Origin of the sequence: Halomonas sp. H33-56, assembly GCF_040147035.1 — a bacterium.
In the GTDB taxonomy this organism is placed as follows: Bacteria; Pseudomonadota; Gammaproteobacteria; order Pseudomonadales; family Halomonadaceae; genus Halomonas; species Halomonas litopenaei.
On sequence record NZ_JAMSHP010000001.1, the window covers coordinates 964,946 to 990,413 of the forward strand.

At 64.9% G+C, this 25,468-nt stretch carries 22 protein-coding genes; 19 read left to right on the forward strand and 3 right to left on the reverse strand.

Going from position 1 to position 25,468, the window contains the following annotated elements:
• Positions 1–31: 31 nt before the first annotated feature.
• Together ilvD and NFH98_RS04415 are read left to right on the forward strand one after the other, a co-directional pair.
• Positions 32–1,879 (forward strand): dihydroxy-acid dehydratase, encoded by a 1,848-nt coding sequence (ilvD, locus tag NFH98_RS04410; protein WP_108131397.1) that lies wholly within the window; start codon positions 32–34, stop codon positions 1,877–1,879.
• A gap of 246 nt (positions 1,880–2,125) precedes the next feature.
• On the forward strand, positions 2,126–3,217 hold the full coding sequence (locus NFH98_RS04415; protein ID WP_349622275.1) for an oxidoreductase: 1,092 nt from the start codon (positions 2,126–2,128) through the stop codon (positions 3,215–3,217).
• Between the two features lie 122 nt (positions 3,218–3,339).
• Here the strand turns inward: NFH98_RS04415 and nudE are convergent, their stop codons facing one another.
• The gene (gene nudE / locus NFH98_RS04420) at positions 3,340–3,924 is read right to left on the reverse strand and encodes an ADP compounds hydrolase NudE (protein ID WP_045993076.1); all 585 of its coding nucleotides are present in this window, start codon (positions 3,922–3,924) and stop codon (positions 3,340–3,342) included.
• A 379-nt stretch (positions 3,925–4,303) separates the two neighbouring features.
• Here nudE and yrfG point away from each other — a divergent pair, with 379 nt between their 5' ends.
• The 10 genes from yrfG to NFH98_RS04470 all read left to right on the forward strand — a co-directional run bounded on the left by yrfG (position 4,304) and on the right by NFH98_RS04470 (position 15,920).
• On the forward strand, positions 4,304–4,984 hold the full coding sequence (gene yrfG / locus NFH98_RS04425) for a GMP/IMP nucleotidase (RefSeq protein ID WP_108131398.1): 681 nt from the start codon (positions 4,304–4,306) through the stop codon (positions 4,982–4,984).
• Positions 4,977–5,363: an RNA-binding S4 domain-containing protein gene (locus NFH98_RS04430; protein WP_108131399.1), complete on the forward strand. Its 387-nt coding sequence runs from the start codon at positions 4,977–4,979 to the stop codon at positions 5,361–5,363. The genes yrfG and NFH98_RS04430 overlap by 8 nt, the downstream gene beginning before the upstream one ends.
• 96 nt (positions 5,364–5,459) lie before the next feature.
• Positions 5,460–6,335: an Hsp33 family molecular chaperone HslO gene (gene hslO / locus NFH98_RS04435; protein ID WP_108131400.1), complete on the forward strand. Its 876-nt coding sequence runs from the start codon at positions 5,460–5,462 to the stop codon at positions 6,333–6,335.
• Positions 6,336–6,664: 329 nt separating this feature from the next.
• On the forward strand, positions 6,665–8,221 hold the full coding sequence (locus tag NFH98_RS04440) for a phosphoenolpyruvate carboxykinase (RefSeq protein WP_045994135.1): 1,557 nt from the start codon (positions 6,665–6,667) through the stop codon (positions 8,219–8,221).
• 348 nt (positions 8,222–8,569) lie between these two features.
• Positions 8,570–9,067: a peptide-methionine (R)-S-oxide reductase MsrB gene (gene msrB / locus NFH98_RS04445; protein ID WP_045994136.1), complete on the forward strand. Its 498-nt coding sequence runs from the start codon at positions 8,570–8,572 to the stop codon at positions 9,065–9,067.
• Positions 9,068–9,174: 107 nt separating this feature from the next.
• A complete protein-coding gene (locus tag NFH98_RS04450) occupies positions 9,175–11,544 on the forward strand; it encodes a Tex family protein (protein ID WP_349622276.1) in 2,370 nt (789 codons plus the stop codon).
• 161 nt (positions 11,545–11,705) lie between these two features.
• Positions 11,706–13,352: a glutamate--cysteine ligase gene (gene gshA / locus NFH98_RS04455; RefSeq protein WP_502878737.1), complete on the forward strand. Its 1,647-nt coding sequence runs from the start codon at positions 11,706–11,708 to the stop codon at positions 13,350–13,352.
• The gene (locus NFH98_RS04460) at positions 13,349–13,873 is read left to right on the forward strand and encodes a disulfide bond formation protein B (RefSeq protein WP_045994139.1); all 525 of its coding nucleotides are present in this window, start codon (positions 13,349–13,351) and stop codon (positions 13,871–13,873) included. The genes gshA and NFH98_RS04460 overlap by 4 nt, the downstream gene beginning before the upstream one ends.
• A 152-nt stretch (positions 13,874–14,025) precedes the next feature.
• Positions 14,026–14,508, forward strand: coding sequence for a sigma D regulator (rsd, locus tag NFH98_RS04465; RefSeq protein ID WP_045994140.1), 483 nt, complete (start codon positions 14,026–14,028; stop codon positions 14,506–14,508).
• A 437-nt stretch (positions 14,509–14,945) separates the two neighbouring features.
• Complete coding sequence (locus tag NFH98_RS04470; RefSeq protein ID WP_045994141.1) at positions 14,946–15,920, forward strand: malate dehydrogenase; 975 nt, start codon at positions 14,946–14,948, stop codon at positions 15,918–15,920.
• A gap of 156 nt (positions 15,921–16,076) precedes the next feature.
• Here the strand turns inward: NFH98_RS04470 and NFH98_RS04475 are convergent, their stop codons facing one another.
• Positions 16,077–16,733 (reverse strand): histidinol-phosphatase, encoded by a 657-nt coding sequence (locus tag NFH98_RS04475; RefSeq protein ID WP_045994142.1) that lies wholly within the window; start codon positions 16,731–16,733, stop codon positions 16,077–16,079.
• A 221-nt stretch (positions 16,734–16,954) separates the two neighbouring features.
• On the opposite strand from NFH98_RS04475, the gene NFH98_RS04480 reads away from it, so the two are divergent.
• Positions 16,955–17,446, forward strand: coding sequence for an RNA pyrophosphohydrolase (locus NFH98_RS04480; RefSeq protein ID WP_045994143.1), 492 nt, complete (start codon positions 16,955–16,957; stop codon positions 17,444–17,446).
• A gap of 122 nt (positions 17,447–17,568) precedes the next feature.
• Positions 17,569–19,830 (forward strand): phosphoenolpyruvate--protein phosphotransferase, encoded by a 2,262-nt coding sequence (gene ptsP, locus NFH98_RS04485; RefSeq protein WP_045994144.1) that lies wholly within the window; start codon positions 17,569–17,571, stop codon positions 19,828–19,830.
• 64 nt (positions 19,831–19,894) lie between these two features.
• Here ptsP and NFH98_RS04490 read toward each other — a convergent pair whose 3' ends face one another.
• Entirely contained in the window at positions 19,895–20,689 is a 795-nt protein-coding gene (locus NFH98_RS04490) for an NRDE family protein (RefSeq protein ID WP_349622278.1), read from the reverse strand.
• A gap of 121 nt (positions 20,690–20,810) precedes the next feature.
• Between NFH98_RS04490 and NFH98_RS04495 the strand changes: the two genes are divergently transcribed.
• From NFH98_RS04495 to NFH98_RS04515, 5 genes are all read left to right on the forward strand, one after another.
• Positions 20,811–22,016: a response regulator gene (locus tag NFH98_RS04495; RefSeq protein WP_349622279.1), complete on the forward strand. Its 1,206-nt coding sequence runs from the start codon at positions 20,811–20,813 to the stop codon at positions 22,014–22,016.
• Complete coding sequence (locus NFH98_RS04500) at positions 22,016–22,804, forward strand: sulfite exporter TauE/SafE family protein (protein ID WP_349622280.1); 789 nt, start codon at positions 22,016–22,018, stop codon at positions 22,802–22,804. The genes NFH98_RS04495 and NFH98_RS04500 overlap by 1 nt, the downstream gene beginning before the upstream one ends.
• Positions 22,805–22,925: 121 nt before the next feature.
• Entirely contained in the window at positions 22,926–23,729 is an 804-nt protein-coding gene (gene lgt / locus NFH98_RS04505) for a prolipoprotein diacylglyceryl transferase (protein ID WP_348815479.1), read from the forward strand.
• 222 nt (positions 23,730–23,951) lie between these two features.
• Positions 23,952–24,791: a thymidylate synthase gene (locus NFH98_RS04510; protein ID WP_045994149.1), complete on the forward strand. Its 840-nt coding sequence runs from the start codon at positions 23,952–23,954 to the stop codon at positions 24,789–24,791.
• Positions 24,788–25,351 carry a dihydrofolate reductase gene (locus NFH98_RS04515; RefSeq protein WP_222515572.1) on the forward strand — a complete coding sequence of 188 codons (564 nt, stop codon included), beginning with the start codon at positions 24,788–24,790 and terminating at the stop codon, positions 25,349–25,351. The genes NFH98_RS04510 and NFH98_RS04515 overlap by 4 nt, the downstream gene beginning before the upstream one ends.
• Positions 25,352–25,468: the final 117 nt, after the last annotated feature.

A 25,468-nucleotide genomic window follows, 5' to 3' on the forward strand; every position in this document is an offset into this window, starting at 1 on the left:
TCACGGGTGGACGAAAAATGACGAGGATTCCATGCCTGAGTATCGCTCCCGTACCACCACCGCCGGTCGCAACATGGCCGGCGCTCGCGCCCTGTGGCGCGCCACCGGCATGAAGGATGGCGACTTCCAGAAGCCGATCATCGCGGTGGCGAACTCCTTCACTCAGTTCGTGCCGGGCCACGTTCACCTGAAGGACATGGGCCAGCTGGTCGCCCGTGAAATCGAAAAGGCCGGCGGTGTGGCCAAGGAATTCAACACCATCGCCGTGGACGACGGTATCGCCATGGGCCACGACGGTATGCTCTATTCGCTGCCGAGCCGCGATCTGATCGCCGACAGCGTCGAGTACATGGTCAACGCCCACTGCGCCGACGCCCTGGTGTGCATCTCCAACTGCGACAAGATCACGCCTGGAATGTTGATGGCCGCCATGCGCCTCAACGTGCCGGTGATTTTCGTCTCCGGCGGCCCCATGGAAGCCGGCAAGACCAAGCTGCTGGATCACGGCCTGGACCTGGTGGACGCCATGGTCATGGCCGCCGACGATTCGGTGGACGAGGAAACCCTGAACGAGGTCGAGCGCAGCGCCTGCCCCACCTGTGGCAGCTGCTCCGGCATGTTCACCGCCAACTCCATGAACTGCCTGACCGAGGCGCTGGGTCTGGCGCTGCCGGGCAACGGCACGGTGCTGGCCACCCACGCCGATCGCCGCCGCCTGTTCGAGACGGCAGGCGAGCGCATCGTCGAGCTGGCCAGGCGCTACTACGAAGGTGACGAAGCGCACCTGCTGCCCCGTGCCATCGGCTCCAAGGCGGCGTTCAAGAACGCCATGACCCTGGACATCGCCATGGGCGGCTCCACCAATACCATCCTGCACCTGCTGGCCGCCGCCCAGGAGGCGGGCGTCGACTTCAACATGATGGACATCGACCGGCTGAGCCGCGAAGTCCCTCAGCTGTGCAAGGTGGCGCCCAATACCCAGAAGTATCACATCGAGGACGTGCACCGGGCCGGCGGCATCATGGCGATCCTCGGCGAGCTGGATCGCGCCGGAGTGTTGGATACCTCGGTGCCCACGGTCTACGGCGACAGCCTCAAGCTGGCCCTCGATGAGTGGGACATCATGCGCAATCCGTCGGCGGAGGTGGTCAACTTCTTCAAGGCCGGCCCCGGTGGTATCCCGACCCAGACGGCGTTTTCCCAGAGCGCCCGCTGGCCGAGCCTGGACGGTGACCGCGCCACCGGTTGTATCCGCGACTACGAACACGCCTTCTCCAAGGAGGGCGGACTCGCCGTGCTGAAGGGCAATATCGCCGAGAACGGCTGTGTGGTGAAGACCGCCGGCGTCGACGACAGCATCCTGGTGTTCGAAGGGCCGGCCCACGTGGTCGAGTCTCAGGATCAGGCGGTGGAACATATCCTTGGCGACAAGGTGAAGGAAGGCGACGTGGTGGTGATCCGCTACGAAGGCCCCAAGGGCGGCCCGGGCATGCAGGAGATGCTCTACCCGACGTCCTATCTCAAGTCCAAGGGGCTGGGCAAGGGCTGCGCCCTGCTCACCGACGGACGCTTTTCCGGCGGCACCTCAGGGCTGTCGATCGGCCACGTCTCACCGGAGGCCGCCGCCGGCGGCGCCATCGCTCTGGTGGAAAACGGCGACCGTATCCGCATCGACATCCCCGCTCGGACCATCAATGTCCTGCTGGACGACGCCGAGCTTGCCGAGCGCCGCCAGCGCCAGCAGGAGCGCGGCAAGGATGCCTGGAAGCCGAGCATTCAGCGTCTGCGCAAGGTGACTCCTGCGCTGAAGGCCTATGCCTTGTTGGCCACCTCGGCTGACATGGGCGCGGTGCGCGATCTGGAAAAGCTTGACGACTAGTATCTGCGCTTTTTAGCACAGAGTAGCTCGATGAAGGCCGGCATACGCCGGCCTTCATCGTTGATGGCGTCCAGCGCTCAGGCGACCCGCTTGAGGAAATGAGCGACCGATCAGCGAAATGAAACAGCTTGCGTGTACGCCGGAACTCGATAATTTCCGGGGATTTGGTCATTCTGACGTGACAGGGGATCGACAGATCAAAGAAGCCCTCGACAAGATGGGCGAGATGCAGGCACGGGGACCGCTATGAAAACACAGACTCTCAATGTGGGCCTGGTGGGTTACGGCATGGCTGCCAAGACCTTCCATGCCCCCTTGATCCAGGCCGCGCCAGGGCTCGAGCTGACCTCGGTGGTCAGCTCCGACGCCGACAAGGTCTTGCGTGACCTTCCGGACGTGACGGTGCACGCCAAGCTCAACGAGCTGCTCGAGGTGCGCCACGTTGACCTGATCGTGATTGCTACACCCAACGAGCAGCACTATGCCATGGCCAAGGCGGCCCTTGCGGCAGGCAAGCACGTGGTGGTGGACAAGCCGATCACGGTGTCGGCCTCGGAGGCGCGTCAGCTCCGCGCCCAGGCGGACCGCTCGGAACTGCTGCTCAGCGTCTTTCACAATCGTCGCTGGGACTGCGACTTCCTGACGGTGCGCAAGCTTCTGGAGCAGGGCCGGCTGGGGCGAGTGACATCCTTCACCTCGCGATTCGATCGCTATCGACCGGCGGTTAACAACCGCTGGCGAGAGCAGCACAAGCCCGGTGGCGGCATCTGGTACGACCTCGGTCCGCATCTGCTCGATCAGGCCATAGAGCTGTTCGGCATGCCCCGGGCAATTCTACTGGAACTGGCCTCCGCCAGAGATGGCGCCGAGGTGGACGACGACTTTCTGGCGCTGCTCGAGTACGACCGCCTCAGGGTGACCCTGCAGGCCAGTTCGCTGGTAGCCGAGCCCAGCCCGCGCTTCGTGGTGCACGGCACCGAGGGCAGCTATTCGATCTACGGGCTCGACCCCCAGGAAGACTGGCTCAAGCAGGGACTGACGCCGAGTGAAGACTGGGGCGTCGACGATGCGCCGGGACAACTGACCCTCAACCGGGGCAGCGCCGAGGAGCCGGACCTGGTCACCGAAGAGTGGCTGTCGGAACCGGGCAATTATCCCGCCTTTTACACTGCCGTCGCTCAGACCCTGCTGCATGGCGACCCGCCGCCGGTGTCCGGCGAGCAGGCGGTGGACGTGATGACCTTGCTGGAAGCGGGGCTCGACAGCTACCGCCAGGGGCGCTGGGTGCGCCTGAAGGAAGGCAACAGCAACCTCCGCCGGCTGCACGCCCGTCGCTGAGGCGAATCAGCCAGGCACGACAAGAGGGCCTTGGCCAAGGAAGCTTGGCCAAGGCAAATTCGACCAAGGCACGTTGACCAGGGGGCCGTCAGGACCCCCTGGTCGTATTGGTAGGGTGGGTCTTACCAAAGTGAGGTATCGGCCTGCTCGCCCTTGAGCTTGTCCCGGGCGATGTACAGCGCAGCGATGGCGCGGGCCTCGTGGAAGTCCTCCCGGGCGAGCAGCGCGGTTATGCTGTCCAGCGCATGGGTCTCCACCACCAGCGGCTCCGGCTCATCGCCCTCCAGGCGCTTGGGGTAGAGGTCGCTCGCCAGCATGACCTGCATACGCTGGCGCATATAGTTGGGCGACAGGGAAAGCTCGACCAGCGGTTCGATACGCCGGGCGCCCACACCACACTCTTCCATCAGCTCGCGGTTGGCGGCGGTGACGATGTCCTCGCCGGGGTCCACGACGCCCTTGGGCAGGGTCAGTACATAGTCCTCGAAACCGGCGGCGTACTCTCGGATGAGCAGCACATGGTCGGGGTCGGGCATGGCGACGATCATGACCGCGCCGATGCCCTTGCCGTTGCCAAGCAGCCGTTCGAAGTGACGCTCGGCGCCGTTGGAAAAGCGCAGTTCGAGTTCCTCGACCCGGAACAGACGGCTCTCGGCGACGGTCTTGCGTGAGAGGATGCGGGGTTTTTCCGGGGAACTGTCGTCCATGGGGGCTCCTGGGCGGTGGGATGGGCTGGTGAATAGCGTAATGACTAGGGCTTGTCTGAAAAGTGCCTGCGCTCGGTAATACGGCGTTAAAAATCGGATCAACATGCTCATTTACACCCCGTAAACTGCGCTGTCTCACCGATTTTTGCCTTGTCTAACCTTCGCTCGTCGACTTTTCGGACAGAGCCTAGCGTAATGAACATGGGGTTGGCGGCGTCGCGGGACATCCGCCGTCCGCACCGGGCCGAGACCAGGCGCAAGCGCCCGGGCTGCGAGCCCGAATGCCTTTGAGGTACACTAACACGTTACTCAGGTGTCGGCGGACGTTCGCCGGCGCAGTGGAACAAGCATTGAGCTGGTGATGGCTGGAGATGAGGTAATGCTCGATTGGGACACCATCGATACCGTGCTGCTGGACATGGACGGCACCTTGCTGGACTTGCACTTCGACAGTCATTTCTGGCTGGAGCATCTGCCTCGCCGCTACGTAGAACTGCACAAGCTGGATGAGGCCACCCAGGAAGTGGTGCGCGCGCGGATCATCCGGGAGCAGGGCACTCTCAACTGGTACAGCCTGGCCTACTGGAGCCGCGAGCTCGACGTGGATATCGTCGCGCTCAAGCGCGAGGTCCAGCATCTGATCGGCCTGCGCGGCGATGCTCTGGACTTTCTGGGCTGGCTCAAGAGCGCCCATCCGCGAGTGGTGCTGGCGACCAACGCCGATCGCGAGAGTCTGGCGCTGAAGCTGCCGCTGACGGGCCTCGACGACTACCTTGACGCCATCGTGTCGTCTGCCGATATCGGTGAGCCCAAGGAAGAACAGGCGTTCTGGCATGCGCTCAACGAGATCGAGCCCTTCGACCGCGAGCGGACCCTGTTCATCGACGACAACGCGGCGGTGCTCGAAAGCGCCCGCGAGTACGGTATTCGCCATCTGCTGGGGATCCGCCAGCCGGACAGCCGGCGGCCGGAGAAGTCGCTCAAGGACTTTATCGCGCTGGACCGTTTCGCCGATATCATGCCCTCGGCGCCGCAGACTCCGGAGGCCCCCCGTGGATAGCGTCAGACTCGACAAGTGGCTGTGGGCGGCACGATTCTTCAAGACCCGCGCCCTGGCCAAGAAGGCCATCGAGGGTGGCAAGGTCGAGGTCGACGGGGCCAGGGCCAAGACTAGCAAGTCGGTGAGCCCCGGCATGTTGATACGTGCGCCTCAGGGCTGGGATGTGTGGGAGGTCGAGGTGCTCGAGGTCAGCGAGCAGCGTCGTGGGGCGCCGGAGGCGCGGCGGCTGTACCAGGAGACCGAGCAGAGTCGCGAACGTCGCGAGCGCGAGGCCGATCAGCGCCGCCAGGCCAACGAGGTCTTCAAGCATCCGCTCAAGCGCCCCGACAAGCGGGCGCGCCGCGATATCAAGCGCTTCCAGCGCGAGGGCGGCTCCTGACGGCGCGCGTCGCGCTCATCCCAGCGCCCTCGTCGAACACCCTTCTTTTCGTCAGACGCGCGCCCGCCGGGGCGCGCCCAGCAGAGATCGTTTTTCATGGCTGATCAGATACAGCGATTCATTATCGATGACACCAACGTCCGCGGCGAAGTCACCCGCCTGTCCGAGGCCTACGACGAGGTGCTCAAGCGTCACGAGTATCCGGCCGCCGTCAATCGTCAGCTCGGTGAACTGCTGGCGGCGGTGGCTCTGTTGACCGACACCGTGAAGCTTGACGGCACCATGACCCTCGAGGTGCGCGGCAGTGGTGACGTCTCCCTGATGATGGCGGAGTCCAATCCTGGCGGTGAGCTTCGCGCCATCGCCCGCCTCGCCGAAGATGCGGCACTGCCCGGCGATGAGGCCGGCTTTCGCGAGCTGGTGGGAGAAGGCCAGATCGTGATCACCCTCGACCCCAAGGAAGGGCGGCGCTATCAGGGTATCGTCGGCATCGAGCACGATCGCCTGGCCGGCTGCCTGGAAGCCTACTTCACCCAGTCCGAGCAGCTGCCCACGCGGCTGTGGCTGGCGGCGGACGGTGTCAGCGCCGGTGGCCTGCTGCTGCAGCGACTGCCCGACGAGTCGCTCAATCAGGATGACGACGCCTGGGATCGCGCCTATCACTTGGCTGCCACCCTCAGCGAACAGGAATTGCTGGAACTGGATGCGGCAACTTTGCTGGTGCGGCTGTTCCATGAGGAGCCATTGCGTACCTTCGAATCCAAGGCGTTGCGTTTTGGTTGTACTTGTTCTCGTTCGCGCATCGCCGGGGGACTGATGTCGCTGGGGCACGAGGAATTGCGTCAGATCGTCGCGGAGCAAGGTACGATCGAGACCCAGTGTCACTTCTGCAACACCCGCTACGCCTTCACCGCGGCCGATGTCGAAGCCTTGATCGAGGACCCCAGCGACGGCAGCCCAACGGTGCATTGAGCGGTTGCAGCGTCCAGGCCCGAGCCGTTTCGCTGGCATGAATGGCAGGCTCGAGGTTATCGGGACTGCGGTGGCGGTTGCAGGTTTGTAGTGGAATGACAGGAAATGCACCAAAAAGGCCGAAATGTTGTAATTAAACTACAATAACGTCTTGAAAAATGGGCATTTCCTGTCTCGGGGTTTTTTGCCATAATCCCCGCCGATCCCGGACGCGTCGTCAGTCGAAGAAGACGGTCGAACCGCGTAGTCGACTCGCCGGATCCCTTGCGCCGTTCGCCCTGTCGGATGGCGCCAGTCCACGAGAGAGAAGCCGAAGGCCCAGGAATCCTATGACCACCACCACGCAGTCTTCTACCGTTCACGTCAACCTCAGCACTGCCGAGCTCATCGAGCGTGCGGTGGCCCAGGGCGAGGGCCGACTGGCCTCCCACGGCGCCCTCGTGGTCAAGACGGGTGAACGTACCGGGCGCTCCCCCAAGGACCGGTTCATCGTCGACGAACCGTCCACCAGTGCCCAGATCGACTGGGGCAGCGTCAACCGTCCCTTCGACGCCGAGCGTTTCGATGCACTGTGGGAGCGAGTGGAAGGCTACCTGGGCGAGAAGGACAGCTATGTCAGCGAGCTTCACGTGGGCAGCGATCCGACCCACTACCTGCCGGTTCGTGTGACCACCGAGACCGCCTGGCACAACCTCTTTGGCCGCACCATGTTCGTGCGTCCCGAGGCCTACAATGCGTCACGCAAGGACGAGTGGGAAATCCAGAATGCCCCGCACTTCGTGTGTGAGCCGAGCCGTGACGGCACCAACTCCGATGGCTGCGTGATCATCAACTTCGCCAAGCGCCGGGTGCTGATCGCCGGCATGCGTTACGCCGGCGAGATGAAGAAGGCCATGTTCTCGGTGCAGAACTTCCTGCTGCCCGAGGCCGACGTGCTGCCCATGCACTGCAGCGCCAACGTCGGCGAAGACGGCGAGACCACCCTGTTCTTCGGCCTGTCCGGCACTGGCAAGACCACCCTGTCAGCGGACCCGGGTCGCTACCTGATCGGCGACGACGAGCACGGCTGGGGCGTCGGTACCGTGTTCAACTTCGAGGGTGGCTGCTACGCCAAGTGCATCGACCTGTCGGAAAAGAACGAGCCGGTCATCTGGAATGCCATCAAGTTCGGTACCGTGCTCGAGAACGTGGTGCTCAACGATCGTCGTGAGCCGAACTACGCCGACGACAGCCTGACCCAGAATTCCCGCGCCGCCTATCCGCTCGAGCACGTCGACAAGCGTGTGGCCGAGAACCGCGCCGGCGAGCCCAACGCCATCGTCTTTCTGACCTGTGACATGAGTGGCGTGCTGCCGCCGGTGTCGGTGCTGTCCAAGGAGGCCGCCGCCTATCACTTCCTGTCCGGCTACACCGCCAAGGTGGGCTCCACCGAGATGGGCTCTTCCAGCGGTCTGGAAGCGACCTTCTCCACCTGCTTCGGTGCGCCGTTCTTCCCGCGCCCGGCCCGCGAGTACGCGGATCTGCTGATCAAGCGCGTGGCCGAGAAGGACGCCCAGGTCTACCTGGTCAACACCGGCTGGACCGGCGGTGCTTACGGCGAGGGCGGCTCACGCTTCTCCATCCCGACCACCCGCGCCATCATCCACGCGATCCAGACCGGCGTGCTGCGTGACGTGGAAACCCGCCACATCGACGGCCTGAACCTGTCGGTGCCGGTGTCCGTGCCCGGCGTCGACTCCAGCCTGCTGGACCCGCGTCAGACCTGGGAAGACCAGGCGGCCTACGATCGCAAGCGCAGCGAACTGGCAGGCAAGTTTGTAGAGAACTTCAAGAAGTTCGACGGCGTCAGCGACGCCATCGTCAAGGCGGGCCCGAGCCTGGTCTAGGCGGCTCCGGGCCTGATACAGGCCGAGGGCCAAGTTTGTAGGGCTGACATACGGCCAAGAAGTTCGACGGCGTCAGCGACGCCATCGTCAAGGCAGGCCCGAGTCTGGTCTAGGCGGCTCCGGGCCTGGTTTAACCTGCGGGTTGCCAAGGCAGTAAACGACTGAACCTTGCCGCGAGGCAGGGGTCGAGAAGAGGAGAAGGCGATGGCCTTCTCCTCTTTTTTTGCGCTTGTTCCAGCGCCTTGCCGTCGATAGTTGGCGAAGGTCCGGACGGACAGCGACGATTGAGTGTAAGGAAGGGGAGGGGCAGACCGACCCAGCACAATCCTTGACGCAGGAGACTCTACAATGAAACGACGCAATTTCCTCGCGCTGCTCGGGCTCGGCGGCCTCGCCAGCATGGTGCCGGCGGTGGCCAATGCCCGCCCGGAGCTGGAGCTTTCGCCAAGTCCCGATATCGAGCCGCTGGAATTGAGCGAGAGCGAGTGGCGTGAGCGCCTGAGCCCGGCCCAGTACGATGTGCTGCGCGAGGCAGGGACCGAGCCGGCAGGCTCCAGTCCGCTCGACGGCGAGAAGCGTGAAGGCGAATTTCGCTGTGCCGGTTGTGATCTGTTGTTATTCACCAGCGCCATGAAGTACGACTCCGGCACCGGCTGGCCGAGCTTCTACGAGCACGTGGAGGGCCACCTGCTGACCAGTGTGGACTACAAGATCCTGTGGCCGCGTACCGAGTACCACTGCGCTCGCTGTGGTGGTCATCAGGGGCACGTGTTCGAGGATGGGCCCGATCCCACCGGTCTGCGCTGGTGCAACAACGGGGTCGCGCTCAAGTTCGTTCCGGCCTGAACGAAAAGCTGCCCGGGGGATGACGCCGGGCAGCGGGTGGCGGCGGCGCAAAAGGGCGCTTTGTGATACCTTGGCCGGATCACAGACGTCGTATTGCCAAGGATTTCATGGACGCTACAGCCAAGATCATTGCCCGCCTGGCCGAAGAACTGGCGGTCAAGGCCCCTCAGATCTCCGCGACCGTCGAGCTGCTGGATGGCGGCGCGACGGTGCCGTTCATTGCGCGCTATCGCAAGGAAGTGACCGGAGGACTCGACGATACCCAGCTGCGCAACCTGGAAGAGCGCCTGGGCTATCTGCGTGAACTGGAAGAGCGCCGCACCACAGTGCTTGCGGCCATCGACGAGCAGGGCAAGCTCAGCGATTCGCTGGCCGCCAGCATCCAGGCTGCCGATACCAAGCAGCGCCTGGAAGACCTCTACCTGCCCTATCGCAAGAAGCGCCGGACCAAGGCACAGATCGCCCGGGAAGCGGGTCTCGAGCCGCTGGCCGACGCGCTGCTGGCCGATCCAACCCTCGACCCCGAGACCGAAGCCGCGGGCTACCTGCGGCCTGCCGAAGGCGAGACGCCGGCGATCGAAGACGCCAAGGCGGCGCTCGATGGCGCCAAGCAGATCCTGATGGAGCGCTTCGCCGAGGACCCCGAGCTGGTCGGACGCCTGCGCGAGAGGCTGTGGAGCGAGGGCGAGCTGTCCAGCCGCGTGATCGCCGGCAAGGAGCAGGAGGGCGCCAAGTTCTCCGACTACTTCGAACACGATGAACGGCTTGCCAAGGTGCCTTCTCACCGCGCCCTGGCGATGTTCCGTGGCCGCAACGAGGGTGTGCTGGCGCTGGCGTTGCGCCTGCCTGGCGAAGACGAGGCGCCGGTTCACCCAGCTCAGGTCGCCATCGCGCGTCACTTCGAGATTCGCGACGAGGGGCGCAAGGCCGACCGCTGGCTGGCCGAGGTGGTGCGCTGGACCTGGCGGGTCAAGCTCTACACCCATCTCGAGACCGAGCTGATGGGGCGTCTGCGTGAGCGGGCAGAAGGCGAGGCCATCGACGTCTTCGCCGCCAACCTCAAGGATCTGCTGTTGGCGGCGCCGGCCGGCCCCAAGGCCACGCTGGCCATCGATCCCGGCCTGCGCACCGGCTGCAAGGTGGCGGTGGTCGATGCCACCGGGCAGTTCCTCGAGCAGGCCACCATCTTTCCCCACGCCCCGCGCAATCAGTGGGATGCGTCGCTTGCCGAACTGGCGAAACTGGTCAAGAAACACGGCGTCGAGCTGATCGCCGTGGGCAACGGCACCGCCAGCCGGGAGACCGATCGGCTGGCCGGGGATCTGCTCAAGGCGATGAAGGATCCCCGGTTGTCGAAGGTCATGGTCTCGGAGGCGGGGGCTTCGGTGTACTCTGCCTCAGAATATGCCTCCCGTGAGCTGCCTGATCTCGACGTGACCATTCGTGGCGCGGTGTCGATCGCGCGCCGCCTGCAGGACCCCCTGGCCGAGCTGGTCAAGATCGAACCCAAGTCCATCGGCGTCGGCCAGTACCAGCACGACGTCTCCCAGGTCCAGCTGTCACGCAGCCTCGAGGTGGTCATCGAGGACTGCGTCAACGCGGTGGGGGTCGACCTCAATACCGCCTCCTCGGCGCTGCTGTCGCGGGTGGCGGGGCTCAATCCGGGGCTGGCCGAGAACATCGTCACCCAGCGCAACGCCAAGGGCGCCTTCCGTGATCGCCGTGATCTGCTCGAGGTGTCCCGGCTGGGGCCCAAGACGTTCGAGCAGTGCGCCGGCTTCCTGCGCATCATGAACGGCGCCAATCCGCTGGATGCCAGCGCCGTGCACCCGGAGGCCTATCTACTGGTCGAGCGCATCGCCGAGCGCAGCGGGCGCGAGCTGTCCGGGCTGATCGGCGACAGCGCCACGCTGAAGGCGCTCAAGCCCAGCGAGTTTGCCGACGAGCGCTTCGGGGTGCCCACCGTCAGCGATATCATCGCCGAGCTCGACAAGCCTGGCCGCGACCCTCGTCCCGAGTTCCGTGCAGCGCAGTTCCGCGAGGGCGTCGAGACGCTCAAGGACCTCGAGCCGGGCATGGCGCTGGAAGGTACCGTGACCAACGTCACCCACTTCGGTGCCTTCGTCGATATCGGTGTGCATCAGGACGGTCTTGTGCACATTTCAGCGCTGTCGGACCGCTTCGTCGAGGATCCACGCACCGTGGTCAAGGCGGGCGACATCGTCAAGGTCAAGGTGATGAACGTGGATCTGCAGCGCTCGCGTATCGGGCTGTCCATGCGCATGGACGATACTCCCGACAGCGCCGACGGAGGTGACGCTCGCCAGGCCCCCAGACGTCGCGAAGGCGGTGGCAAGGGCAAGGGCCCTCGGAGCCAGCAGGGTCGCGGTCAGGCAGGCAAGGGAGGGCGCGACGAGGCAGCTCCCATGGGCGCTCTGGGTGCCGCTCTGCTCAAGGCGAAGCAGGGTCGTTCTTGAAACCTGCCAATGGAACGCCATAATCTGTCGACCTTATCCAGCGATCTCGACTGTCGACCTTCGCTGTCGACCGTATCTGTCGACTGAAACAACGGGCGCCTGAGCGCCCGTTGCCGTCGCCGCCATTCGAAGCAGGCCCCCGGGCCCTTCCACGACACGGGGTGTTCACCTTGTCCACTCAGCTTTCTTCGCTCCTCGAACGCCTGCGCGGCCCGGCGGCCGCACGACGCTTCGGCCGCCTGCGCCGCGGCATTGAAAAGGAGGGGCTTCGGGTCGACGACCGCGGCGTGATCGCGGCGACCTTCCATCCCCGGGCGCTGGGCTCCAAACTGACCCACCCCCATATCACCACGGACTACTCCGAGGCGCTGCTGGAGTACATCACGCCGGTCTACAGCCGTCCCGACGAGGCGCTGGAATTTCTGGCCGATCTCCACCGCTACACCTATCGCCATCTGGACGGAGAGTGGATCTGGCCGGCCAGCATGCCTTCCCGGCTCAATGGCAACGACAGCGTGCCCATCGCCGACTACGGGAGCTCCAATGTCGGCACCATGAAGCATGTCTATCGTCGCGGCCTGGACGCTCGCTACGGGCGGATCATGCAGTCGATCGCCGGCATCCACTACAACGTGTCGCTGCCCGACGACCTGTGGACGCTGCTGCAGACCCTGGACGAGCAGGAGCAGGTGTCCATGGGCGAGTACCGCTCGTCGCGCTACTTCGGGCTGATCCGCAACTTCCGGCGCCATAGCTGGCTGCTGCTGTATCTGTTCGGAGCATCGCCCGCCATCGACGACAGCTTTCTGGATGACGGCGAGATTCCTGAGGGTCTGGAACGCCTCGGCGAGCGCACCCTGGTATCTCGCTATGCGACCAGCTTGCGGATGTCCGATCTGGGCTACCAGAACAAGGTGCAGGATCAGCTCAAGATCTGCTTCAATTCGTTGTCGAATTACGTCAACACCCTGCGCCATGCCATCGCCACCGGCTGGCCGGACTACGAGGCGTTGGGTGTGCGTGATGGCGATAGCTGGCGTCAGCTCAACGCCAACATCCTGCAGATCGAGAACGAGTACTACAGCGATATCCGTCCCAAGCGGGTCACCCGTCACGACGAGACACCGAGCCAGGCCCTCGAGGCCCGCGGTGTCGAGTACATCGAGGTCCGCTGTCTGGATATCGATCCCTTCGCTACCCTGGGGATCGATGCCGCCCAGACCCGCTTTCTCGACACCTTCCTGGTGTGGTGTCTGCTGTCCGACAGTCCCTGGATCTCCGACGAGGAGTGTGACCACCTGGACGACAATCGGCGCCTGGTGGTGGAGCGCGGTCGCGAGCCCGGGCTCGAGCTCAATGACCGAGGCAACCGCCGCGGTCTGGTCGACTGGAGTCGTGCCATCGTCGCCGAGATGCGCGAGGTCGCCTCGCTGCTCGACCAGCTCGAGGATGGCAGTCCCCACCAGCAGGCGGTGGACGCGATCGCGCCGCGCATCGATGATCCGTCGCTGACGCCTTCTGCTCGCGTGCTGGCGCGCCTCGAGGACAACGGTGAGGAGTTTGTCGAGGCCATGGTCGCCATCGCCCGTGAGCAGGCCGCAGCGCTGGCTGACGAGCCGCTCAATCGGTGTCGTGCGTCCATGCTGGAAGACCTGGTCGAGACCTCTCATCAGCAGCAGCGGGAGATCGAGGCATCCGACACCAGCGATTTTGCTCAATTCCTGAGCGACTATTTCAGCCGAGCCCGGGAGACCCGGGCGTTGGCACCCACGGATCAACCGACCCATAGCGGAGAGAGCCTGAAATGAGCGAGTGGAGCCTGCGGCAGTGGAGCCTGGCGGGACTGGGCTTTTGCGTGGCAATGATGGCCGTGGCCCTGGGGCTTGAACACCTGGTCGGGCTCGAGCCCTGTCCGCTTTGTGTGTTTCAGCGGGTGGCGGTGATCGCGGCGGGGCTGGTGTTTGCCGTGGCTGCGCTGCATGGACCCCGTGGTGCATTCGCCACAGTGGCCTACAGCGGTCTGGCGGCCCTGGCGGTGTTCTCCGGGATCGCTGTCGCCGGGCGTCATCTGTGGCTGCAGTCGCTGCCGGCGGATCAGGTGCCGAGCTGTGGCCCCGGTCTTGACTACATGATCGATGTGCTGCCGCTGCAGAAGGTCATCGCCTCGGTGTTGTCCGGCTCCGGCGAGTGCGCCGAGGTCGGCGCTACCCTGCTCGGGCTGTCGCTGCCAGGCTGGACGTTGATCGGCTTTGTGGTACTGCTGGCGGTGCCGGTGGGCATGCTCACAACGCTGCGGGCCACGACCAGCGGCTATCGCTGGAACGGCTGAAGCTTGGCGGTAGAGGCGTGCTCTGCGCCGTTTTGCTGTCGGTGATGACGGCCAATCAGGTACTTGGCATGCATTCGTTGACAGGGGCGGCGGCACGAGGGAGTCTGTTCATCCGCCTGGATTCGGGGTGAGGCAGTGCTAGGGAGGCCGCCATGTTGGAAGATTGCAAGACCGCTCGCGAACGCTGGGGAGGCGTCCATCGACTGATCGACCGCTGGCTCGAGCAGCGCGAGGGTCTGCTCGTTGTCTTGAATGAGCTCGAACAGTCATGCGATGCGGATCTGGAAACCATCACCAAGGAACGCATCGACACCTTCAGCGAGACGCTGATGGACTACATCAGCGCCGGCCATTTCGAGGTCTATCCGCAACTGAGGGAAGAGGCGCGTGCCTTCGATGACACGTCGGCACTGAATATCGCCGATCGTCTGCTGGAACGCCTCGAGATGTCCACCGAACTGGTGCTGTCCTTTGACGAGGACTACTCTACTCCGGTGCGCTGCCAACGCTTTCTGCCGCGTTTGCCGGCCTGGCTCGAGCGTCTGAAGAAGGGCCTGTCGGAGCGCTTCGGCCTGGAAGATCAGCTGATTGCACGGCTCCACGACGAGCACGCCCCCGCCGAAGGCATCTCCTGACAGGGGGTGCCGGCGGTGAAGGAGGGTAGTGAGGGCGGACCGTGAGGGCGGACAGTGAGTGAGAGGGTTAGTGAGAGGGTGAGTGAGCGCGCAAGGCCAGCGCAGCGCCTTGATCGCCTCCGATAACACCGAAGGCTTTGGTGGCGTTGTTCGCACCAGGCCGCCGATTTCGCCCGCTCCCGATACTCGAGGAGCCGACACTTCCGGATCTGGCTGTTGAGGGGCCGCCACGTCAGGTCGTCCAGGCGGTCGTGTCTGGCGACAGCCCAGGTCGGCGGTGCCAGGCCAGGTCAATTGCGTCGGGCCAATTGAGTTTTGTGCACTGCAAGCATAAGATTTTCCGCGTCCTGAACGCCGCCCGAGGCAGCCAAGGTGTCGGCCGACGTCTGCATGATGCCGCCCGGGCCCCTTCACGGCGACAATCCCAAGGAGCCATGATGAAAGACCCCGTACGTATTGCCATCACCGGTGCCGCCGGTCAGATCAGCTACTCTCTCGCCTTCCGTATCGCCGCAGGCGACATGCTGGGCCCGGACCAGCCGGTCATCCTGCAGCTGCTCGAGATCACTCCGGCCATGGAAGCGCTGAATGGCGTGGTGATGGAGCTCAACGACTGCGCCTTCCCGCTGGTTCAGGACATCGTCGCCACCGACGATGCCAACGTGGCCTTCAAGGACGCCGACTTCGCCCTGCTGGTGGGTGCCCGTCCGCGCGGTCCGGGCATGGAGCGCAAGGACCTGCTCGAGGCCAACGCCGCCATCTTCTCCGCCCAGGGCAAGGCCATCAACGACAACGCCAGCCGTGACATTCGCGTGCTGGTGGTGGGCAACCCGGCCAACACCAACGCCCTGATCGCCTCCTGCAACGCGCCGGACCTCGACGCCGGTCAGTTCACCGCGATGATGCGTCTGGACCACAACCGGGCCAAGACCCAGCTGGCGCAGAAGGCCGGCAAGCACGTCACCGACGTCGACAGCATGATCGTCTGGGGTAACCACAGCGCGACCCAGTACCCGGATCTGTCCCACTGCAAGGTGGACGGCAAGCCGGCCTTCGACCTGGTCGAGCGCGACTGGTACGAAAACGACTTCATCCCGACCGTGCAGCAGCGTGGCGCCGCCATCATCAAGGCGCGTGGTGCATCCTCCGCTGCCTCCGCCGCATCCGCCGCCATCGATCACATGCGTGATTGGGCGCTGGGCAGCGACGGCATCGTCAGCATGGGCATTCCCGCCGACGGCAGCTACGGCGTCGAGCCGGGCATCATGTATTCCTACCCGGTGGTGTGCAAGGACGGCAAGTACGAGATCGTCCAGGGCCTCGAGGTCGACGAGTTCAGCCGCACCAAGATGAAGGCGACCGAAGACGAGCTGCGCGAAGAGCGCGCTGCGGTCGAGCACCTGCTGGGCTGATATCGGTCTCGCAAGGCCCGACAGGGCCTTGCACAGCATCGCCGGCACGTCGACCAGTGGTCATCGTGCCAACGAAGAACCCCGCCACATTGTGGCGGGGTTCTTTTGTGGATGGCGTCGGCGTCGTTCGAGGGGCTTGTCTCAACCGCGCTTGGCTCAACCGCGCAGGGAGATGATCTTCCAGCCCTTGGCCTCGGCGACTTCGCGCAGGGCCGGGTCCGGGTCCACCGCGACCGGATGATCGACCTGCTCGAGCAGCGGCAGGTCGTTGTGGGAGTCGCTGTAGAACCAGGCGCCGTCGAGGGTGTCGTCGCGCTCAGAAAGCCACTGTTCCAGGCGGGTCACCTTGCCCTGCTGAAAGCTCGGCACGCCGCTGACCCGGCCGGTGTAGCGGCCATCGACGAGCTCCGGTTCCACGGCGATCAGGTCATCGATGCCCAGGCGTTCGGCGATGGGGCCAGTGATGAAGCGATTGGTGGCGGTGATGATCAGAAGGGTGTCGCCCCGCGCGCGGTGGCGGGCGATCAGTTCCTCGGCCTGGGGCAGGATGGCGGGCTCGATCTTGCTGGCCATGAACTGCTGATGCCAGGCGGCGAGCTGTTCCATGGAATTGTCCGCCAGTGGCTTCAGGGCCACCTCCAGGAAGGCCATCATGTCGAGACGACCGGCGTCGTAGTCGGCCTTGAAACGGTCATTGGCCTCGCGATAGGCCACCGCGTCCACGGCGCCCTGCTCGAGCAGGAATTCGCCCCAGGCATGGTCGCTGTCGATCGACAGCAGGGTATTGTCCAAATCGAAGATGGCCAGACTCAAGGTGTGTCTCCCGGCGCTTGGGTGAGGCGACCTCCCGGCCCGGCGATCTGTGTCGGAGTGGCCAGCAACAGGCGTATGTCATGCCCATGGGCCCCTGGCCCGGGAAGGCCACAAAGGGGGCGATTATGTCAGAACCTCGGCAGGGGTTCGAGATGTCGTATTGATGCGCTTCGAGCCATTGTGGAAGAATGCAGTCAATACCGATTGGAAAGGTGAAGCCCGTGATCGACGCAGACGGCTTTCGCCCCAACGTTGGCATCATCATCGTCAACGACCAGGGGCAGCTGCTATGGGCGCGTCGGGTAGGGCAGAACGCGTGGCAATTTCCCCAGGGAGGCATCAAGTCAGATGAGACGCCCCAGCAGGCTTTGTTCAGAGAGCTCCACGAAGAAATCGGCCTGACCGCCGAGGATGTGGAGGTACTGGCCTGCACCAGGGGGTGGCTACGCTACCGCCTGCCGCGACGCATGGTTCGCACACATTCGCGCCCAGTGTGCATAGGACAGAAACAGAAGTGGTTCCTGCTGCGGATCCGCTGCCAGGAAAGCCGCATCTGTGTGGATGGCACCCCCAAGCCCGAGTTCGATGGCTGGCGTTGGGTCAGTTACTGGTATCCGCTGGGGCAGGTGGTACCGTTCAAGAGGGAGGTCTACCGCCGAGCACTACGTGAGCTATTGCCTCGCGCCCAGAGCCTGGCGCTGGAGAAGGGATGAATCCAGCGCCCGCGGCAGCACATCAGCCACGTCGGCGAGAGGCCGGTGGCGTTGCTGCCTCCCACTTATCGTTCGGTCGCCCCATGGCCGGACCAGTACAAGAACAGGGGTGAGACCTTTCCATGCTCAAGGTCCTGCAACGAATCATTCAGGAGGTCAACAGCGCGCGCAGCCTGGACGCGGCGCTGGCGACCCTGGTGCGCCGGACACGCAAGGCGATGCAGACCGATGTCTGTTCGTTCTACCTGTTTGACGGCGAACGCGATGCGCTGGTGCTGATGGAGACCATTGGCCTGAGAACCCAGGCGGTGGGCCAGGTGGCGCTGCCGGTAGGGGAGGGGCTGGTCGGCACCGTGGCCCGCCGCGAGGAACCGCTCAACCTGGAGGACGCCCAGGCTCACCCCAGTTTCCGTTACTTCGAGGCCACCGGTGAAGAGCGCTACTCGAGCTTTCTCGGTGTGCCCATCATCCATCAGCGCCGCATGCTCGGTGTACTGGTGGTGCAACAGGCAGAGCGTCGTCGTTACGATGAATCCGACGAGGCCTTCCTGGTCACCATGGGCGCCCAGCTTGCCGGCGTGCTGGCCCATGCGCTGGCTACAGGTGGGTTGACCTGCCCGGCCTTTCCCGGCGTCCAGGCGACCTTCATCGGGGTCGCCGCCTCACCCGGCATGGCCATCGGCGAGGCGGTGGTGCTGTCACCGCCGGCCGATCTCGATAGCGTGCCGGATCTGGTGCCCACCGACGTCGAGTTCGAGATCGCACGGCTCAAGGACGCCATCGCTCGGGTGCGCGAGGAGATTCGTGCCGCCGGCGAGCGGCTGGCCAATCGTATCTCGGCCCAGGAGCTGGCGCTGTTCGACGTCTATCAGCAGATGCTCGGCGAGGCGGCGCTGTCCCAGGAAGTCGAAAAGCGCATCCGCGAGGGCCAGTGGGCGCCCGGCGCCCTGGCCGACGTGGTGCGCCGCCATGTGCAGTATCTGGAGAGGGTGGACGACGATTACCTGAGAGAGCGTGCCGCCGACGTGCGCGATCTTGGTCGTCGAGTGCTGGCCCATCTGCAGGAAGAGTCGCCGCGGTTGCCCGAACACTACCCCCAGGGGGCCATCCTGATCGGTGACGAGATCAGCGTCGCGCTGCTTGGCGAGGTGCCCCGGGACCGACTTGGCGGACTGATCTCGGTACGAGGGTCGAGCAACTCCCATGTGGCCATCATCGCCCGTGCCATGGGGATTCCGCTGGTGTCGGGGATGATCGACCTGCCATTGCCGCGACTCGACGGCGCCCCGCTGGTGCTGGATGGTCACCGAGGGCGCGTGTTCGTGCGTCCTGGCCCGGAGCTGGTGGCCCATTACCAGAGCCAGATCGACGAGGAGAAGGCCCTGGCGGCGCTGCTCGAACACGAGCAGGACCTGCCCAGCGTGACCCCGGACGGTCACGCCATGACGCTGATGGTCAATACCGGACTGACCGTCGATACGGTCGCATCGCTCAAGACGCGTATCGGCGGGGTAGGGCTGTATCGCACCGAAGTGCCGTTCATGATCACCGAACGTTTCCCCGGCGAGCAGGAGCAGACCCGGCTGTACAGGGAGCAGCTCGAGAGCTTTGCACCGCTTCCGGTGGTGATGCGGACCCTGGATATCGGTGGCGACAAGGACCTGCCGTACTTCCCCATCGAAGAGGCCAACCCCTTTCTCGGCTGGCGCGGTATTCGCGTCACCCTGGATCACCCCGAAGTGCTGATGGTACAGCTGCGCGCCATGCTCCGGGCCTCCCAGGGGCTCGACAACCTCGAGCTGCTGCTGCCCATGGTGACCAATGTCGATGAAGTCGATGACACCCTGAAGCTGATCGAGCGGGCGATCATCGAGCTGGGCGAAGAGGGGGTGGAAGTGCGCCGGCCGCGCCTCGGGGTGATGCTCGAGGTGCCGGCGACGCTCTACCAGCTCAAGGCACTGGCGGCGCGGGTCGACTTTTTCTCCGTGGGCAGCAACGACCTGACCCAGTACCTGCTGGCGGTGGATCGCAACAACCCGCGGGTCGCCGACCTCTACGATTCCTGTCACCCTGCGGTGCTGTCGGCGCTGCATCGCCTGGCCGCCGAGAGCAGCGAGCTGAACGTGCCGACCTCGGTGTGTGGCGAACTCGCCGGCGACCCGGCAGGTGCGCTGCTGCTGATGGGCATGGGCTTCCGGGTGCTGTCGATGAATGGCCCCAACCTGCCGCGTGTGCGGGCGGCCATTCGCCGGGTATCGCGGGAGGCGGCAGCCGAGCTGGTGGAGCAGACCCTTGCGCTGGATACGCCAGCCGAGGTGCGCGCCCACCTGGCGAACCGCATGCAGGCCTGGCAGCTGGCCCATCTGCTGCCGCCCAGGGATTGAGCGAGGCAGCGGCCGTCAAGGATGGCCGCGCGCCTTGGCATCTCGCAGCGTGGCCAGCGACGCTTCAGCCGTCTCGGTCGATGGTCAGCGCCAGCCGGGTCTCGCCCTGAGGCCGCCCGCCCGGGCCAAAGCGCCGTTCCGAGATGTCGAAACGCTCGCCGTTCACGTCGCGGTGCAGCGTCAACTCGCTGGTGGCACGGGTGCCGTAGTCGTCGCCGACGATAAAGGCCGGTGACAGGAAGCGTTCGAGCTCCAGCCCCACGCCGGTGTCCGGCAGGCTAGCGTCCGGCGCCGGGTGGCGGTCGAGGAAGCCCTGGCGGGCGTTTGCCAGGGAGGCGTGTCTGGCCTCGGCGATGTCTTCGGCCAGGGCGTTGCGCACCTGGACCAGCTTGGGCCAGGGGGTATCCAGAGAGGCGTTGGACAGGCCGTGCACTCCGGCCTCGACCGCCTGCAGTGCGCAGCCGTGGCGATGCCGCTCGAGGTGCCAAAGCCGCTTGCCGTCGCCGATCAGCAGATTGAAGCCACCGTAGCGCAATGCCTCGCCCGCACTCTGGCATTCGAGCCAGGCCTCGAGGTCATCGGTTTCGAGGCCACGGCGCACCAGCAGGCCGCGGCTTTCGCTCGGTTGCGGTGGTATCAGTTCCGGGTCGCGAACATTGGTGATGGCGGCGAAGCGGCCGCGACGATGGATGCCGAGCCAGGTCCCGCCGGCCTCGAGGTCGCGACCGGCGAGCAGTCCCGGGGCGTCCAGCCAGGCGGCCAGGGGCGCGGTGGGGCGCGAGTGGACCTCGTCGCGGTTGGCGATCAAGGTGATCGGCCGCGCACTGTCCGGGGCGAAGTGAAAGGCAATCAGGCACATGGGCGCAGCGTAGCCGGATTTTCTGCCCAGGGGAATCCGGGGAGAGCCTGCAACTGTGCCACCATGACAGGCTGCGGCCGGCAACGTACACTCTTGGCTTCTTCATTCAACAGGATGGAAGATGGAAGGCGACGATAGCAGGGATCGCTTTTGGCGCAGGCTGGTGATTCCCATCCTGTGGCCGGTGGTAGCCGCCCAGGGGGTGCTGCTGGCGCTGTGTCTGGTGCTGGGCGCCTCGCTGCACTGGCTGATGCCCGCCGCCGCCGGCTGGAGCACCACCCTGTGGATCGTCATGGGTCTGCTGGTGGGCACCACGCTCAACATCCTCGTCTTCCTGGTGCTGCTCAAGCATCGCCTATCCCGCGCTCAGCGTGACTTCGACAGCCTGCTCGAACGGGTCGAGAGCCAGTTGTCGCCACAACTCGATGGGCAGCACGAAGCCCCCTCGCCGGAAGACTCGCTGATGGAGCGAGTCAGGTGGCTGCTCGAGGCCATCGACGCTCGACCGAAGGCAGGCCAAAGACGACGTGGCAGTCCGCCTGACGTCGAGAGCGGTGATGCGGTTTGGCTCGAAAGCCAGGGGGAAGTCAGAGCAGATATCGGAGTAGATAGCCAAGTAGATAGCCGAGCAGAGAACACGCCGGATTCGCTGGGCGAGCCCAGCGACTGGGAGCACGAAAGCCGGCGCCTGGCCGCGGCGCTGTCCCGCGCCAGAGAAGAGTCGCGTCTGAAGTCGAGCTACCTGAGCCACGTCGGCAAGGCACTGGCGCCCTTGATCGCCGAGCTCGATCAGCTGATCAACCGGGCCGGCGACGGCGCCGAGCCCGAGGCGTTACGCCGACTGAGCGATATACGGTTGTTGCTCGACAACCTCGAGGACGGCACCGACACGGCGCCTGTGGCAGAGCCTTCCGAGTCATCGGCCGACGAAGCGACACCCAGGGTGCTGATCGTCGACGACGGTCCGGTCAACCTGATGCTGGCGCGGGAGGTTCTCGAGCGCCGAGGCGTCGAGGTGGTGACCGCGACCCGCGGAGAGGAAGCGCTGGAACGGCTGGCGGCGGTTGCCGTCGATCTGGTGCTGATGGATATCGTGCTGCCGGATATCGACGGCGTCGAGACCTGCCGTCGTCTACGCGCGATGGAAGCGGCGGACTCTGGCCGCCGGCGTGCGGTGGTGATCGCCCTGACCGCCAATGCCAGCGATCAGGACCAGGCGCGCTTTCAGCAGGCCGGCATGGACGCCTGGCTGGCCAAGCCCTATCGTCCCCAGGCGCTGCTCGAACTGCTCGATCACTGGTTGCCGCTGCCGACGAGGTCGGTCTGATGCTGGCGTCCCTGGTCTCCTATCTGGCGCTCGGTACCGCGGCGGGCTTCCTGGCCGGTCTCTACGGCGTGGGTGGCGGGCTGATCATCGTGCCCAGCCTGATGACGGTATTCGCGCTGCAACAGGTGTCCGGCGAGGTGGCCATGCACGTGGCGGTGGGGACCTCGCTTGCGACCATCGTGATCACCGGCGCCTCGTCCGCCTGGGGCCACTTTCGCCGGGGCAGCATTCGGCGCGACTGGTTGGTAGCGCTGCTGCCGGGGCTGGTGATGGGCGCCGTGCTTGGGGTGTTCGTTGCCGGCGCCCTGTCTGGCGGCCTGCTCGGCACGCTGTTCGGCGTCTTTCTGCTGCTGGTCGCCGCCAAGCTGGTGCTGGGGCGCTCGCCCAAGGCGGGGCGCCAGGCACCCGGGCGTGGCAGCATGGTCGTCGCCGGCGGTGTCATCGGTGGTGTCTCTGCCCTGTTCGGTATCGGTGGGGGGACACTGAGCGTTCCCTGGCTGATTCGCTGCGGTGCCAGCATGACCCAGGCGGTCGGTACCTCGGCGGCCTGCGGACTGCCCATCGCCCTGGTCGGCGCCGTGACCTTCATCGCCATGGGCCTTGGTGATCCGCGTCTGCCCGATGGCGCCTTCGGTTTTGTCATGCTGCCGGCGCTTTTGGGGATTGCCCTGACCAGCGTTCCCTGTGCTCGGCTTGGTGTGCGACTGGCGCATCGGTTACCCGCTCGGGTGCTCAAGCTGTCCTTCGCGCTGTTGCTGACGGTGGTGGGGCTCGGCTTCCTGCTGTAGCGAACCGTCGCCGCCGCTTGCTGTCCTATTGCCGCTGTAGCGTTTTTCTGGCGGTCATCCGCTTGTATAGCGCTACGTTACTCTCTGGTCACCTCGGTCACTTTCAGGAAATCTACCGACTATGCTGTCTTATCCCCAGATCGATCCCGTTGCCATCTCGCTGGGTCCGCTCCAGGTCCACTGGTATGGACTGATGTACGTGGTGGGCTTTGTCGCTGCCTGGTGGTTGGGCTGTCGACGCGCCCACCGCATCGGCCTGACCCGGGACGACGTGGGCGACCTGCTGTTCTACGCCGCCCTCGGCGTGGTGCTCGGCGGACGCCTTGGCTACGCGCTGTTCTACGGGCTGGATCAGTGGCTCGCGGACCCGCTGTGGATCGTCAAGGTGTGGGACGGCGGCATGAGCTTCCATGGCGGCCTGCTCGGGGTGTTGCTGGCGGCCTTGCTGTTCGCCCGGCGCAAGAACCTGGCGTTCTTCACCCTGACCGACTTCGTCGCGCCGCTGGTGCCGATCGGCCTGGGGGCCGGGCGTATCGGCAACTTCATCAATCACGAACTGCCGGGCCGCGTCACTGACCTTCCCTGGGGCATGCCGTTCCCTGGCTACGGCCCCGAACCGCGTCATCCTTCCTCGCTGTACGAGGCGCTGCTCGAAGGCCTGGTACTGTTCGTGGTGCTGTGGTGGGTGTCGAGCACACCGCGACGTCGCGGCCTGGTCTCTGGTCTGTTCCTGTTGATCTACGGCTTGAGCCGTTTCGCCGTGGAGTTCGTGCGTCAGCCGGACCCGCAGCTTGGCTTCATTGCCCTGGGCTGGGTCACCATGGGCATGCTGCTTAGCCTGCCGATGATCCTGTTCGGCGTGCTGTTGGTGGCCTGGTCTCGCCGCCAGCCGGTGGATGCCAGTACCGCGCCTGCGGCCGGCTAGGCGCTGACGAGCCGCCGATGCATGATGCGGCCGCCTTGACCGCGCCCGGTTGGACACGCCCAAGAGGCTGCGTCACGCAGACCGGGCCCCGGTGGCCGCGCCAAGCTGGCCGCGCCAAGCTGGCCGCGTCTGGTATCGAAGCATGCCGAGCAGTACAATTGCCGGTTTTTCTGGTTTCGAGAAACCGTCCCGAATCCGTCACGACCAAGCGAGTGAATCCCGATGCCTGTTGATAGCGCTGCCGAAGCCACCGACCTTCCCGCCCTGGAGCAGCCGTATCTGGATTTGATGCGCAAGGTGCTGGACGAAGGTATCGAGCGTGACGACCGCACCGGCGTGGGCACACGCTCGATCTTTGGTCATCAGATGCGCTTCGATCTGTCCCGCGGCTTTCCGTTGGTGACCACCAAGAAGCTGCATCTGCGGTCGATCATCCATGAGCTTCTGTGGTTTCTGAAGGGCGATACCAATATCGCCTACCTCAAGGAAAACGGCGTGCGTATCTGGGACGAGTGGGCCGACGAGAACGGCGACCTCGGCCCTGTCTATGGCTATCAGTGGCGTAGCTGGCCGGATCCTCGCGGTGGCAGCGTCGATCAGATCGAGACACTGCTCGACCAGCTTGCCACCAACCCGCGCTCACGGCGGCTGATCGTGTCCGCCTGGAACCCGGCGCTGGTGGACGAGATGGCACTGCCTCCCTGTCATTGCCTGTTCCAGTTTTACGTGGCCGACGGCAAGCTGTCCTGCCAGCTCTATCAGCGCAGTGCCGACATCTTCCTTGGCGTTCCCTTCAATATCGCAAGCTACGCGCTGCTCACTCGGATGATCGCCCAGGTGGCGGGTCTTGCCCCCGGTGATTTCGTTCACACCCTGGGGGATGCCCACCTTTATCTGAACCATCTCGAACAGGCCGAGTTGCAGCTGAGTCGAACGCCCACCCGGGCGCCTCGCCTGGAGCTGGAGCCGTCGGTGGATAACCTGTTCGACTTCCGTTTCGAGCACATCAGCATCCACGACTATGAACCCCATCCCCATATCAAGGCCGAGGTAGCGGTATGAGCAGCGCCGACAATGCGAGCGAAGGCCAGGATCTGGCGAGGCTCGACACCTTCGTGCCGGTGGCGATGATCGCCGCCATGTCGCGTAACCGGGTCATCGGGGTCGACAACCAGCTGCCCTGGTACCTGCCGGAGGACCTCAAGTTCTTCAAGCGCATGACCCAGGCCAAGCCCCTGGTGATGGGACGCAAGACCTTCGAGTCCATCGGCCGTCCGCTGCCTAACCGGCTGAATATCGTGGTCACCCGTGACACCTCCTTTCATCACGATGGCGTCAGGGTCTGTCACGACCTGGCCAGCGCGATCGAACTGGCCGACCGTCAGGCCACCATCGAGGCCGCCGAAGAGATCATGGTCATGGGCGGGGCTCAGATCTACGCCCAGGCCATGCCGATCGCATCGCGGCTCTATCTCACCGAGGTGGATGTCGATATCGAAGGTGACGCCCACTTCCCGGCGCTTGAAGGCGACTGGCAGGAAGTCGCCAGCGAAGCCGGCTCGCCGAGCGAAGGCCAGCCCGCCTACCGCTTCGTTCGCTACGAGCGTTCAGCCGAGAGCTGAAGCGCCTAATGCCTGGTTGCGGATTTGCGGTAGTCGCCACGGGACGAAATTGGCGTCTTGCAGGTGACACGATGAGCGTCGCCGAGCGGCGACAATTGCGACATCGCAAGCCCTGGC

What these genes read in the sequence shown, in the direction of transcription:
- ilvD (WP_108131397.1), top strand. Translation starts at nt 32, where the DNA reads ATGCCTGAGTATCGCTCCCGTACCACCACCGCCGGTCGCAACATGGCC.
- NFH98_RS04415 (WP_349622275.1), top strand. Translation starts at nt 2,126, where the DNA reads ATGAAAACACAGACTCTCAATGTGGGCCTGGTGGGTTACGGCATGGCT.
- nudE (WP_045993076.1), bottom strand. Translation starts at nt 3,924, where the DNA reads ATGGACGACAGTTCCCCGGAAAAACCCCGCATCCTCTCACGCAAGACC.
- yrfG (WP_108131398.1), top strand. Translation starts at nt 4,304, where the DNA reads ATGCTCGATTGGGACACCATCGATACCGTGCTGCTGGACATGGACGGC.
- hslO (WP_108131400.1), top strand. Translation starts at nt 5,460, where the DNA reads ATGGCTGATCAGATACAGCGATTCATTATCGATGACACCAACGTCCGC.
- NFH98_RS04440 (WP_045994135.1), top strand. Translation starts at nt 6,665, where the DNA reads ATGACCACCACCACGCAGTCTTCTACCGTTCACGTCAACCTCAGCACT.
- msrB (WP_045994136.1), top strand. Translation starts at nt 8,570, where the DNA reads ATGAAACGACGCAATTTCCTCGCGCTGCTCGGGCTCGGCGGCCTCGCC.
- NFH98_RS04450 (WP_349622276.1), top strand. Translation starts at nt 9,175, where the DNA reads ATGGACGCTACAGCCAAGATCATTGCCCGCCTGGCCGAAGAACTGGCG.
- NFH98_RS04460 (WP_045994139.1), top strand. Translation starts at nt 13,349, where the DNA reads ATGAGCGAGTGGAGCCTGCGGCAGTGGAGCCTGGCGGGACTGGGCTTT.
- rsd (WP_045994140.1), top strand. Translation starts at nt 14,026, where the DNA reads ATGTTGGAAGATTGCAAGACCGCTCGCGAACGCTGGGGAGGCGTCCAT.
- NFH98_RS04470 (WP_045994141.1), top strand. Translation starts at nt 14,946, where the DNA reads ATGAAAGACCCCGTACGTATTGCCATCACCGGTGCCGCCGGTCAGATC.
- ptsP (WP_045994144.1), top strand. Translation starts at nt 17,569, where the DNA reads ATGCTCAAGGTCCTGCAACGAATCATTCAGGAGGTCAACAGCGCGCGC.
- NFH98_RS04490 (WP_349622278.1), bottom strand. Translation starts at nt 20,689, where the DNA reads ATGTGCCTGATTGCCTTTCACTTCGCCCCGGACAGTGCGCGGCCGATC.
- NFH98_RS04495 (WP_349622279.1), top strand. Translation starts at nt 20,811, where the DNA reads ATGGAAGGCGACGATAGCAGGGATCGCTTTTGGCGCAGGCTGGTGATT.
- NFH98_RS04500 (WP_349622280.1), top strand. Translation starts at nt 22,016, where the DNA reads ATGCTGGCGTCCCTGGTCTCCTATCTGGCGCTCGGTACCGCGGCGGGC.
- lgt (WP_348815479.1), top strand. Translation starts at nt 22,926, where the DNA reads ATGCTGTCTTATCCCCAGATCGATCCCGTTGCCATCTCGCTGGGTCCG.
- NFH98_RS04510 (WP_045994149.1), top strand. Translation starts at nt 23,952, where the DNA reads ATGCCTGTTGATAGCGCTGCCGAAGCCACCGACCTTCCCGCCCTGGAG.
- NFH98_RS04515 (WP_222515572.1), top strand. Translation starts at nt 24,788, where the DNA reads ATGAGCAGCGCCGACAATGCGAGCGAAGGCCAGGATCTGGCGAGGCTC.